The 12482-nt window shown below is 48.5% G+C and carries 10 protein-coding genes; 4 read left to right on the top strand and 6 right to left on the bottom strand.

Annotation, left to right across the window (positions count from 1 at the left end; all coding sequences use genetic code 11):
- Positions 1–559: 559 nt before the first annotated feature.
- Positions 560–769 (bottom strand): hypothetical protein, encoded by a 210-nt coding sequence (locus QUB63_RS23535; protein WP_442921845.1) that lies wholly within the window; start codon positions 767–769, stop codon positions 560–562.
- Positions 770–1332: 563 nt separating this feature from the next.
- Between QUB63_RS23535 and QUB63_RS23530 the strand changes: the two genes are divergently transcribed.
- From QUB63_RS23530 to QUB63_RS23515, 4 genes are all read left to right on the top strand, one after another.
- Positions 1333–1587, top strand: a complete 255-nt coding sequence (locus QUB63_RS23530) for a hypothetical protein (RefSeq protein WP_332947746.1) — start codon at positions 1333–1335, stop codon at positions 1585–1587.
- Between the two features lie 41 nt (positions 1588–1628).
- Entirely contained in the window at positions 1629–2810 is a 1182-nt protein-coding gene (gene mltA / locus QUB63_RS23525; protein WP_332947745.1) for a murein transglycosylase A, read from the top strand.
- A gap of 397 nt (positions 2811–3207) precedes the next feature.
- Positions 3208–5676 (top strand): tetratricopeptide repeat protein, encoded by a 2469-nt coding sequence (locus QUB63_RS23520; protein ID WP_332947744.1) that lies wholly within the window; start codon positions 3208–3210, stop codon positions 5674–5676.
- A 130-nt stretch (positions 5677–5806) separates the two neighbouring features.
- Positions 5807–6751 (top strand): ROK family protein, encoded by a 945-nt coding sequence (locus QUB63_RS23515; protein ID WP_332947743.1) that lies wholly within the window; start codon positions 5807–5809, stop codon positions 6749–6751.
- A gap of 189 nt (positions 6752–6940) precedes the next feature.
- Here the strand turns inward: QUB63_RS23515 and QUB63_RS23510 are convergent, their stop codons facing one another.
- The 5 genes from QUB63_RS23510 to QUB63_RS23490 form a co-directional block, all read right to left on the bottom strand.
- Complete coding sequence (locus QUB63_RS23510; RefSeq protein WP_332947742.1) at positions 6941–7366, bottom strand: hypothetical protein; 426 nt, start codon at positions 7364–7366, stop codon at positions 6941–6943.
- Between the two features lie 511 nt (positions 7367–7877).
- Complete coding sequence (locus QUB63_RS23505) at positions 7878–9536, bottom strand: CTP synthase (protein WP_332947741.1); 1659 nt, start codon at positions 9534–9536, stop codon at positions 7878–7880.
- A gap of 205 nt (positions 9537–9741) precedes the next feature.
- Positions 9742–9978 (bottom strand): hypothetical protein, encoded by a 237-nt coding sequence (locus QUB63_RS23500; protein WP_332947740.1) that lies wholly within the window; start codon positions 9976–9978, stop codon positions 9742–9744.
- A 97-nt stretch (positions 9979–10075) separates the two neighbouring features.
- Positions 10076–10354: a hypothetical protein gene (locus tag QUB63_RS23495; RefSeq protein ID WP_332947739.1), complete on the bottom strand. Its 279-nt coding sequence runs from the start codon at positions 10352–10354 to the stop codon at positions 10076–10078.
- A gap of 127 nt (positions 10355–10481) precedes the next feature.
- On the bottom strand, positions 10482–12482 hold a 2001-nt coding region (locus QUB63_RS23490), incomplete at its 5' end, for a DNA primase family protein (RefSeq protein ID WP_332947738.1).

The following is a 12482-nucleotide window of genomic DNA, read 5'->3' as shown; positions in this document are numbered from 1 at the left end:
ATATTTTGCATCACTCTTAGAAACAGGCTCTCTGAGCTGTTCCACCAAAAGCTTACTCAAAACAGTGCAAGTTTTGTTGTTAATTTGAAATTGTGCACTATTATCAGCATTTTGGAAGCGGAACCTCGCGACTCCGGCTGACAGACACCGCCAGCGAAGGAGAAATATTGATGCGAAAAGGGTGCAGTCGATCGCTAAATCCAGACTATTTTAAGTGTTGCGGTCAAATCGTGCTGTAATATACACAATCTTTGTTTGGCCTGCGATCGATCGCGGTAGGGACACTCCAAGAGCCGTGTCCAAGGCGTGTCAACAGTCGCCCGAAAACCTTTGTATCTCTGGTTTATAGCCCAGGCCCGATCCCCCCTTAGCTTGCCCCCTACTCCCCCGAACCAAGGGGAGTAGGGGGTGGGACAAGAAGCGCTCAAAGTGGGTCTTTTTAAGGGGGATTTAGGGGGTTCGGGTCTCGGCTATGAACGAGATCGATCGACGGTTTCAGGCGATTGTTGACACGACGAAGGGGACGGTGCAGTGTCCGGCGCGGTATTTCAGCCGATTTTTAGGGTTTGCGGGACGATCGGCGAATCAGTACACTGATAACTTGTCCCGGCTTTGGGCCTCGCTGCGGGGGACTCCAATCGCCGACGGCGGCAAATCCCAGTCGGTACAAGGTGTGGATGGTTTCTGACACGGCTGCGGGGGAACCGATAACCGTTATCTGCACGACTTCTTGTTCGGATACTGTTGAGCCGTCATTTGGACGATCCAATGAGTTATCCTCAGGGATGAATTCCTGTGACATAATATGGTCTCCTAGTTTTTGGTTTTTCTTGTGAGGAAAACCCAAAAACCCAGCCGCCCCGCACGGTAACACAGAGCAGGGCGGCTACAGAGAGTGTTAAAATTCTCGGTTAGCCTCCAGACTGCTGTACTCAGTTTGGCGGTGAGCTGTCTATTGCTGTTGGCGCAGCAATGGGCAGTGCAACTAGATTTTCGGGCGACGCGGGCTGCTTCCTCTTTGATCTCTTGCAGCCTTAATTCCACAGCGTAGCCGCAATGGGGGGCCGCCGTCAATCGATTTAAGATTTTGGATTTGGGATTTTAGATTGTCCTGAAAGTTTAGTCGGCGCAGCCTAAAAGTTTTGCCGATTGCAACGCTTGTAAGTTCCCATTGACATACAACCTAGCCTACTCTCCCCCTCTCCCCCTCTCCCCCTCTCCCCATCTCCCCATCTCCCCCTCTCCAACCTACTAGATGAGGGAATGCGCCGAGTATCAGGTAAAATATGGAATCGTTCCAAAAGCTTAAAATCAAAAATCTAAAATACACATATGCCTAGAACACCCAGCGAATATTCCGTGCACCTGCTGCTTGAGGGCGGCCACCGCGAAGAAATCCGTTTTTCAACGCTGCAAGATTTTCAACAGTGGTATAAAACTCTGGTTCCCAAACAAGATTCGTCAGAATTTGTTAATGTCCCGATCAAAAATATTCAAGGCGAATACATGGTAGTTCGGCCGGCCAGCATTCTCGGAATTCGCGTAGAACCGGTATTTACTTCTAGCATCGATCGCTACGATGAATGATCGATCGGGAAAATTATCAATAGATTAGGGAAATTTGGAAGTTGAGCAAGATTTTTCGCTATCAGCTATTGGCGATCGCCTGTTGTGTTTTGGCGATCGCCTTGGGGGTACCCGCGATTGCAGTTCCGGCGCTGCAACCAATTAGTATAAATCAATTAGAACCGAGCGAGTTGGAGTCGATCGCTTTTGACGCTCAAATCTGGGGCGAAAATGGCAAGCCCGGGGACAAGCAACTGCTGTTAAGGTCGATCGACCACAGCCTCGGCTATCTCGATACATCGGCCGCTGCTAGCGCTTACAGCCGCTATCCAGTAGCAGGAGTTACGCGCGATCGAGTTCGGCGATCGCTCGATCGCTTCCGCCAATTAGTTGTCAATTCTACTACACCAGCGCAACTCCAGCAATCTGTCAAGCGGGAATTTGTGTTTTACAAATCCACGGGCAAAGACGGCAAAGGAACAGTAGCATTTACGGGTTATTTCGAGCCGACTTATGCAGCATCTCGCACGCCTAATTCCGAATACCGTTACCCCTTGTACAGGGTGCCGCCCAACCTCGGTTCTTGGCCGAAACCTCACCCGACTAGATTGGATTTGGAAGGTGCGGATGCTTTGCAGGCAAGCAAAGGATTGTTGCGGGGATTAGAATTAGTTTGGTTGCGCGATCGATTCCAAGCATTTCTCGTGCACGTCCAAGGTTCCGCGAAGTTGCAGTTAGCAGACGGCGGCGTGATGACAGTCGGTTTCGCGGGGAAAACCAGTCAGAGTTATACAGGTGTCGGGCGAGAATTAGTTAAGGACGGCAAGTTTACTTTAGACCAGCTAACATTGCCAAAACTAACGGAATATTTCAAGAATTTTCCCGAAGATATGGACAAGTATTTGCCGAAGAATCAAAGCTTTGTCTTCTTCCAGGACACCAACGGAGCACCTGCTACTGGCAGCATTGGAGTGCCTGTAACTGCCGAAAGGTCGATCGCCACCGACAAAGCTTTAATGCCGCCGGGGGCCCTAGCATTAATTAGCACGAAATTGCCCTATCCCAATGCGGCGGGAAAACTCGAACAAAATGCCGTAAATCGGTATGTTTTGGATCAGGATACGGGCGGTGCAATTAAAGGCGCGGGCAGAGTTGACGTGTTTATGGGGACGGGAAACTCGGCGGGCGATCGGGCGGGTTATATCAACTCTACTGGAGAACTGTATTATCCGCTATTAAAGTAGAGTGATGCGATCGAGATAATTCAAATTGTAGGGTGCGTCAGTCGAGAAAAACTCAATTATTAACGATAAAACTAAAACTGACGCACCCTACTCTATCTACGGTATTTGGTAATATGGGTTGGTTGGTTGGGTGGGGGCGGGTTTATCAATATTTGGGATGGGAATTATAGATGGTTGGCGAACCCGCCCCTACGGTATTTGATAATAAAATAATACATCTAAAATACCAAGATTGGTAGGGGCGGGTTCGCCGAAATTTATATCATCAAATAGCAGAATTCATAAACCCGCCCCCACCCATCCCAGATACTCAAACACCCGCCCCTCTTCCATCGCAGATACCGACAAACCTGTCCGCATTGGTATAAAATAGAAACAACCCATCCCAACCCGACAAATGCTAAACAAAATTTGGCAATTCCTCAAACGACTAATCCAGCGCCTATTGGGAACCGCACCCCCACCTGCGCCACCGCCGCCGCCGGGCCCCACTCTAACAGACGCGGAATACGAGTCGAAATTCATGGAAATCCTGGAAGGGGTGAATGCCGGCTGGAGTCGAGGGGATGTCGCGGGATTCTTAATCGCAAAACGCCTGAAAGATGGTGAATTGGCGGCTTGGTTGCGACGGTTTGGCAGTCGATTGTTTGAGGAGGGCACGCACGGGGACACCGCCCCTACGGATGCGGTGGCATCGCTTCAGGAATTGGGGCGCAGGCTGGAATTGTTGGGGAGAATTCGCAGCGGGGAATTGTCGGAGGTGGCGGGGGATATTGGGCGGGAGATTTTGACGCGATTTCCGCTGCCGGTGGTTGAGGATGATGGTGGGTATGGGAATGTGATTGAGGCGGTGTTTGTTGGGGATGGTTTGGGTGGTTCTGGGAATGGGAATCGCAGCGGTGGAGATGGTGCGGAGGATGAATCGGAAGTTAATTTAGAGGCGAAAGTTTGGTTCGATCGAGCGAATGAGCAGTTTGACGAAGGAGATTTTTTAGGTGCGAGATCCTCCTCCGACAAAGCGTTAGAAATCAAACCAGATTACCACGAAGCCTGGAAGATTCGGGGCGCTGCACTTTTTCATTTAGACAGGTTTGAAGAGGCGAGATCCTCCTGCGACAAAGCGTTAGAAATCAAACCAGATTACCACGAAGCTTGGAGAAATCGGGGCGCTGCACTTTTTCATTTAGACAGGTTTGAAGAGGCGATCGCATCTTACGACAAAGCCTTAGAATTCAAACCAGATTACCACGAAGCCTGGAATGGTCGGGGCGCTGCACTTTTTCATTTAGACAGGTTTGAAGAGGCGATCGCATCTTACAACCAGGCAATTGCTTTCAAACCAGATGACCACGAAGCTTTCTACTTGCGAGGCCTAGCGCAAAGTAATTTAGGAGAATTTGAAGAAGCGATCGCATCTTACAACCAGGCAATTGCTTTCAAACCAGATGACCACGAAGCTTTTTACTTGCGAGGCCTAGCGCAAAGTAATTTAGGAGAAAGTGAAAAGGCGATCGCATCTTACAACCAGGTAATTGCTCTCAAACCAGACTACCACGAAGCTTTCTCCTCCCGAGGCTTAGCGCAAAGTTGTTTAGGAGAATTTGAAAAGGCGATCGCATCTTACAACCAGGTAATTGCTCTCAAACCAGATGACCACGAAGCTTTTTACTTCCGAGGCGCTGCGCAAAGTTGTTTAGGAGAATTTGAAAAGGCGATCGCATCTTACAACCAGGCAATTGCTCTCAAACCAGACCGCCACGAAGCTTTTTACTTCCGAGGCGCTGCGCAAAGTGGTTTAGGAGAATTTGAAAAGGCGATCGCATCTTACAACCAGGCAATTGCTCTCAAACCAGACTACCACGAAGCTATCAACAACCGAGGCGCAGCGCAGAGTAATTTAGGAGAATTTGAAAAGGCGATTGCATCTTACAACCAGGCAATTGCTCTCAAACCAGACTACCACGAAGCTATCAACAACCGAGGCGTAGCGCAAAGTAATTTAGGAGAAATTGAAAAGGCGATCGCATCTTACAACCAGGCAATTGCTCTCAAACCAGACTACCACGAAGCTTTCCTGAATCGAGGCTTAGCGCAGTATAATTTAGGAGAATTTGAAAAGGCGATCGCATCTTACAACCAGGCAATTGCTTTCAAACCAGACTACCACGAAGCTTTCAGCAACCGAGGCGTAGCGCAAAGTTGTTTAGGAGAAAGTGAAAAGGCGATCGCATCTTTTGACAGTGCTATTACTCTCAAACCAGACTGCTACGAAGCTATCAACAACCGAGGCGTAGCGCAAAGTGATTTAGGAGAATTTAAAAAGGCGATCGCATCTTTTGACAGTGCTATTACTCTTAAACAGGACAACTGGGAATCTTGGATCGGTCGAGGTAATGCTGCTGGTAAAGTAAAAACGCCAGAAAGCCTGTCTCCCTTCACCTCTGCCATAGCAATCCAAAATCCTGCCTTGAATCAGCGCGGCTATCAAGGAGAATTGACAAGTTATCAAGAAGGGTTGAAGTATGTTGACAAAGACACAGCACCGGAAGGATGGGGCAGATTGCATCGGGAAATTGGCTCGGTTCACTATCGCCGATGGCAAAGCAATACAGGCAGCTTTACCGAGTTACTCTCCGAAGCCATCGAGAGTTACAATCTAGCCCTCCAAACTCTTACTCAAGATGCCTTTCCTGAAGGACATCTAGAGGTTTTACAAGACTTAATCGAAGCTTATCGAAGTTCTGGACAAACCGCTGAAGCTCAAAGATTGCAGCAAGATGCCAGGGATTTATTGCGCCGCTTGCTGGCGGAGTCCAAAAGTCCTGGCATGAAACAACTACTCGCTGTCAAATTTGCTGCATTGTAGCAATTAACGTCATCCCTGTGGCGATCGGCATGATATTCTTATCAATTAAGCGCCGCATCCGTCGCTAATTTTCACACACTCAAATAAGACGAAAGAGGACGCTCAGTCCTCACTACAAACTTAATTCGTAATGGCACAAGTAATCGGCATCGACTTAGGCGGCACTGCAATTAAACTCGGCAGATTTAGCGAAGATGGCATTTGTCACCAATCCTTAACAGTACCAACTCCTCAACCCGCTACACCAGAAGCCGTCTTAGCCGCGATCGCCGATGCTATTTTACAACTTCAAACTCCCCCCCTTCTTAAGGGGGTTGAACTTCAAACTCCCCCCCTTCTTAAGGGGGGGCTGGGGGGGGATCGAATACGGGCGATCGGCATTGGCACACCAGGCCCCGCAGACGCAGCCGGCAGAATAGCCAGAGTCGCAATTAACCTCAAAAACTGGCACAACGTCCCCCTAGCTGACTGGTTGGAAGCGAAAACCGGACTGCCGACAATATTAGCAAATGACGCCAACTGTGCCGGATTGGGAGAAGCTTGGTTAGGTGCAGGAAAGCACTTTAAAAACCTCATCTTACTAACATTAGGTACAGGAGTCGGCGGTGCAGTTATCCTAGATGGCAAACTATTTTCAGGTCATCAAGGCGCCGCCGGAGAACTCGGATTAATTGCCATAAATCCCGACGGCCCGGAGTGCAAAAGCGGCAATCGCGGTTCCTTAGAACAGTACGTTTCGGTGCAAGCAATTCGCCGCGAAACTGGTTTAGAACCCCTAGAATTAGCCAATCTAGCTAAGTCGGGAGATGCCAAAGCTTTAGAATACTGGCAAAATTACGGGCGCTATCTCGGTATCGGTTTAGCAAGTATTATTTATATTTTAACGCCGGAAGCTATTATTATAGGGGGCGGAATTAGTGCAGGTGCAGAATTTTTCTTACCAACAGTTCGAGCCGAAATTGAGCAGCGGGTGCTGCCGAGTTCTCGGGAAGGTTTGCAGTTATTGGTTGCTGAATTGGGAAATCAAGCAGGCATGGTAGGCGCAGCAAAACTAGCTTGGCAAGTCGCTCAATAGTGATGAAAAATTAACTGTGCAGCACCTTTGACTGCGCTCTTTTCATCTCTAAACTTAGCGTGCGCCATAAGCACCTTACCACAAAAAACAATTAAAATGAATGTTGCCAGTGACTAAAAATAGTCTCCCTTCTCCCCTCAATATCCATCCGTTAAATCCGTTACATAATCCGTTGCCGAACTTCCTTCTTCATGGCAGAGAGTGCCCAGTCATATTTTTAATGTATTCCTGAATTTTTTGATAAGTGTCCGAGTTGCCTTCGCGCATGATAATAATATTAGTGGCGCTGTCAGGCAGGCAAAAGCTGATTAACCGACCGTTCTGTTCGCAAGCAAAAGAGCTAATTCGACTCAGATCGATCGCAAATTCCTTGCGATCGTAATTAATTTTAATCCACGAACCTTTAGAATTGCGCTCGATCGTTTTTTTGATGTATTCGAGAATTTGCTTGTAAGCCTCATAATTCCCTTGGGGATTGAGGATAATCGGCTGACTGCTGTTAGGCAGCCAAAATGTGATACGCTTGTTATCCAGTTCGCTAGAAAAAGCACTAATAGTGTCAAGATCAATTATGTATGTACTTTTCTCATAAGTAAATTTACTCCAGTAAGCCACAAAACCTCCTCAAACCTGCGTTTCCTGGTATTTTAGGATAGTTTGACAACTCATACCATTTTAGATTTTAGATTTTAGATTTTAGATTTGGGAATTGGGAATTGGGAATTGGGAATTGGGAATTGAGAATTGGGAATGACAGATGACTATCGGGGTTTGGATCTCACCTACAGTTGCATTCTTTTGTGAAACTGGTATCACCTGGAAATCTTAGGTAAAAAGTTAAGTAAAAAGATCCGCAATTTTTACCTTCTGCCTTCTGCCTTCTGGCTTCTGGCTTCGGGTACTAGCCCCCCAACCCCTGTAAGCTAGGGTCGGGAGGTGAAGTTTTTCAGTAGTTGAGAATGCTCCCCGATATCATGTCTGGTAAGTGCGACCCGAATCAAATCCGATTGTTGGGTTGGGCGGGTTTTGTACAGAGATTGTCTGCCCGATTTGAATAGTGCGTGTATTCACCCGCCCCCACAGACATCTAATATATCAGAACTAATCGATCGCACATGAGATAAGATCAGCTTCCGGCAAGTTTCCCCGCCACCAAGTCGCGAGCCTCAGCTTCTAAAACATCCTGCTTTTCCGGGGTGCTGGCGGCCTGGATAAACCCCTTAAACAACGGGTGGGGGGCGCTAGGTCGAGATTGGAATTCGGGGTGAAATTGACTGGCTATGAAAAAGGGATGGTTCGGCAATTCGATCATTTCTACCAGTCGGCCGTCAGGGGATGTCCCGGAGACTGCATAACCTGATTCTAAGAAAAGATTGCGGTAGGCGTTGTTAAATTCGTAGCGGTGGCGGTGCCGCTCGTAAATCACTTCTTTTTGATAAAGTTTGAAAGCCAGGGTGTCTGGGTTGACGCGGCACGGATACAAACCCAGTCGCATTGTACCGCCCAAATCGACTACATCTTGCTGTTCCGGCAATAAATTAATTACCGGATTTGCCGTATCCGGGTTAAATTCAGCGCTGTTGGCATCCTTTAGTTGGGCGGTGTGGCGCGCCCATTCAATCACAGCACACTGCATCCCCAAACACAATCCCAAAAAGGGTATTTTATGGTGTTTGGCATATTCGATCGCCGCTATTTTGCCGTCAACTCCCCGAATTCCAAAACCTCCGGGCACAACAATGCCGTTGATATCTTTGAGATAATTTTCGAGGTTTCCCGATTCTAAATCTTCTGAGTTAATCCAGTGCAAATTTAGGTCTGAGCCGATCGAGATCGCTGCGTGCCGCAAAGCTTCCACCACCGAAAGATAAGCATCGTTCAAGCGCACGTATTTGCCAACCAAAGCAATATCAATCTTGTGGTTGGGGCTGTAAAGCCGCTTGACTAAGGTTTCCCACTGAGTCAAATCGGGCTGCCGCTGTTCGAGTTGCAGCAAATTGATGGTTTGTTCCGCCAGACCTTCCTGCTCCATCATCAGCGGCACTTCGTAGATACTTTTGGCATCTTGAGCCGTGATGACGCATTCTTCGGGCACGTTGCAGAATTCCGACAACTTTTGTTTCAGGCCCAAAGGTAAAGGCCGATCGCACCGACAGACTAAAATATCTGGTTGAATGCCGATCGACCGCAATTCCTTAACCGAGTGCTGAGTCGGTTTAGTTTTCATCTCTCCCGCCGAAGGAATCCAAGGTATCAGCGTCACGTGCATATACACAACATTTTGCCGCCCGACAGCCTTGCGAAACTGGCGAATTGCCTCCAAAAACGGCAAAGATTCAATATCTCCCACCGTTCCGCCGATTTCCGTAATCACCACATCAGGATTGGTGTTTTTTGCTACACGAAAAATTCGCTCTTTAATCTCGTTAGTGATGTGGGGAATCACCTGTACCGTGCTCCCCTGATACTCGCCGCGGCGTTCTTTATTAATCACGGCTTGATAAATGGAACCCGTGGTGACGCTGTTGAGGCGAGACATGGAAGTATCGGTAAAACGCTCGTAGTGCCCCAAATCCAGGTCAGTTTCCGCACCGTCTTCGGTGACGAAGACTTCTCCGTGCTGAAACGGGCTGAGAGTACCGGGGTCAACGTTAATATAGGGGTCTAGCTTCAAAATCGAGACAGAGTAGTCTCGCGACTTCAATAAGCGGCCGAGGGAAGAAGCCACAATTCCCTTGCCGATACTGGAAACCACGCCGCCGGTCACAAACACAAATTTGGTCATAGATTTTCGACTTTAGATCTTTCTCAGTTAAGGTAACACTATTTAACGATTTTCCAACACTTTCAGCCTTTTCTAACCTTATTTCTATCACTCGTCTAGCAAAACAGTCATTTTAGGGGCTTTTGAACCCCTGCTACTGCCTGTTCACCTGCTCTAGTGTCCCCTACCCGGTACTCGGTTACAAGCGAACTCTTCTATCAATCTTCTAGCGACACCACACAGTATCTGCACGTGACCCCAGAGGGCGTAAATTTTCGTTACCCTTGTCAATCGCCTCTTTCCACCACAGTTCACCGTACCCGTCCCGCACGGCGTCGCCGTAGGGCATACTATCGAGCTTGTAAGCGCTGAACCCGCGCTCTATCATATCCTTGCGAGAAAGCACTTGCACCCAGTAATCTGGTTTTGACTCCTGGCACGGAAGCGCGATCGCTTCATTCACGCTATGTGCATGATGTGACTCTAGTTTTCTTGTTGGTTCATTTTTTAGTCCTTTTTAGTCAAGCCGCCCAAGTGGGGCGGCTACGCCAGAAAATACTTTAAGACAACGAACCGCCCAACATATCCAAAATCGCTTCTACGTCCGCTAGGTCGCACTTGGACTTTTTGCGCTTGGCTTTCAAGTGATTAAGTAAGGTGGCAGCGTCAGGTACATCACTTGTGTCAAGCGATTCTCTGCTATCTAGCTGTCTGGCTAGTGCTAGCACCCGATCGGCTAGAGCGATCGGCACTCGGATGGTGCGGGTTTGTCCGTGCTTCCATTTCCCCTCGTAGTGCTTGAGGTTGGCTAAGCTAGCGTCATTGATGTTTTTAGTCATGTCACTTGTGTCACGTGATTTACTGTTAACAGCTCGACACGGTTGCTTTTGTTTTGTCAAGGACTGAATCACCTGACACAAGTGAATTAATTCTATAGGGGCCGTATGCTAGTACCGAGGTTACTTGCTACAGCTTCATCAAGATAGGGAAGCCCAATGTGTGTGGGACGGTGACGGTGACATTTTCCTGGGAATGGGATTTTTTGTCGAGTTCGATTTTGTAGTCTATCTCGCTACTGCCGTACCAAACTTCGACTATCTTACCTTTCTGTTCGTGGTGCAACCCACGGTCAACAATTACCACGCGGTCATTAACCTTGAATTCTTTATGGTTCGCCCCGATGCTTGCAGGACTTATAGGGGGGCTTGCAGGACTTTGTACACCACTTGATGCAGGACTTAAAGCCTTACTAGATAAGGGGTTTGCAGGACTTGCAGGACTTATAGGGGTAATTTCTTTTTCCTCTATCTTTTCTTGAATGCCCTGTCCAGTCTCGTCCTGTTCTCGGTCGGATTCACAATCTTCAAAAATGTTTGAGGTTAAGTCCTGCAAGTCCTGCAAAGCTATATCCTGTATGGGCGGAAGTCCTGCACTAAGTCCTGCAGAAGTGCTGCTATTACTGTCAGAAGTCCTGCAAAGCGCTGCTAGTTGTTGGGAGTAGGTGGGGTGATAGTCATTTTTACCCCTCAACCTTAAACCGACAAAAGTGACGTGCCGACCGCTCCGATCGCGAACGACTGGCAGGTGCAGTTCGGTGCAAAGCTTCTCCAGACCCGGGGAAAAAGTTGTCAGGCTCATCGCAGGCTTTTTAATTTCCTCACAAAAATCTTTGTAACTGTCGAACAGATCGCCCGCACGGACTTGTGCGCCGTCCTCGACGATTAGCTCCATCTCGAAGAACGCGGCGAGGCTGTCCATCCGTACCTTCATGTCCCACTCAGCAGCCTTAAAGTCGGCAATTTCGGCGTCGCCGATACCTTTTATCGCTTGCGCTACCTCGCTACTAGGCATTGCCAAAGCGATCGCAATTAGCGACGCTATCTCGCTGTCAAAGCTAGCTTCCATCTCGGAATTGCGTAAGGCTTTCGGGATAGGATTGTTAAACTCCACTAGGCACAAACGCCGCTCTAACCCGGTGGTGTTACCCATGAATATTGGGTCATTGCTACAGATGAGCAGCTGCCCGTAAAAGTAGGCGTTAGCAGCAGGTCGGTACACTTCCCGATAGTTGACGCTATCGCCACCAGTTAGCCGGAGGATGGATTCAACGCCTACGGGCTTCCGTTCGTCGCCAAACACCACCAATTGTTTGTCAATGATGCTCGCTAGGGTTGAGCCATCTTTCAAGCTTTCGAGACTGCAAGGTTGAGTATTGTCCTTGCCCACAACTTTCTCCATTAACCGGGCAAACGTACCTTTGCCGGAACCCGGAGCACCAATTAAATGCACGAACTGCTGCCAGTCGTGGAACCCGAAGCGCAAGCAACCGTTGATGATTGCCAGCAACTTAAATATTTTCTTGGCATCGCCCCTCATCGCCGTCCGCATCCAGGCGCTGATGTTCGGGCAGTTTGTCTCTAACGCTTGCAGTGCGTCGCTTGTATCGCCCGCTAGCGGCTTGTGTTCAAAAGGCAGGTAGGAAGTGAAGCGATCGCCCGGTTGATGTTCGCGTGTTTTGCCGCTGTTGCCGTCGAGAACGCAGTTGCTGAAATTGATAAACCGACGGCGGTCAGCCCCTCCCCAGTGTTTTTCCCTCAGCAGTTTAGTCAGGAGTTTGAGCACGTCAGTCAAGTAAGCATCACCGCTGTAAGCGATGTTTTTGGCGTCAACCACTGTCATCAGTAGAGTCTCGAAGTTGCCTATCTCTACTTTTTCCCAGTGCTTGCCGGAGTAGACCCGCCATTCCTTTTGTTCGTTGTCGTACTTCCACTGATGCCCGTACTGTTCGGCTATTAGCGCGGCAGTTTCGCGCGGTGTAGGCGGTTTCTTAGCTTTAGCCTGTGAACCGCTATCACTTGACACGAGTGATTTGATATTACTGTTTGCCGCTTTCATCAGGATTGCCCTAAAAGCCTCAATCCCGTTTTTGTTGATGAAATCGTCCATACCTTTTGTTTCCCCTTTCTC

This window comes from Microcoleus sp. ARI1-B5, assembly GCF_036705795.1.
Classification (GTDB): domain Bacteria; phylum Cyanobacteriota; class Cyanobacteriia; order Cyanobacteriales; family Microcoleaceae; genus Microcoleus.
Note: the sequence above shows the minus strand (reverse complement) of the source record. Positions and strands in the feature narration are given on the sequence as shown.

Excerpts from the sequence above, each read along its gene's own strand:
- QUB63_RS23530 (WP_332947746.1), top strand. The coding sequence starts at position 1,333 with ATGCCTAGAACACCCAGCGAATATTCCGTGCACCTGCTGCTTGAGGGC.
- QUB63_RS23520 (WP_332947744.1), top strand. The coding sequence starts at position 3,208 with ATGCTAAACAAAATTTGGCAATTCCTCAAACGACTAATCCAGCGCCTA.
- QUB63_RS23515 (WP_332947743.1), top strand. The coding sequence starts at position 5,807 with ATGGCACAAGTAATCGGCATCGACTTAGGCGGCACTGCAATTAAACTC.
- QUB63_RS23505 (WP_332947741.1), bottom strand. The coding sequence starts at position 9,536 with ATGACCAAATTTGTGTTTGTGACCGGCGGCGTGGTTTCCAGTATCGGC.
- QUB63_RS23495 (WP_332947739.1), bottom strand. The coding sequence starts at position 10,354 with ATGACTAAAAACATCAATGACGCTAGCTTAGCCAACCTCAAGCACTAC.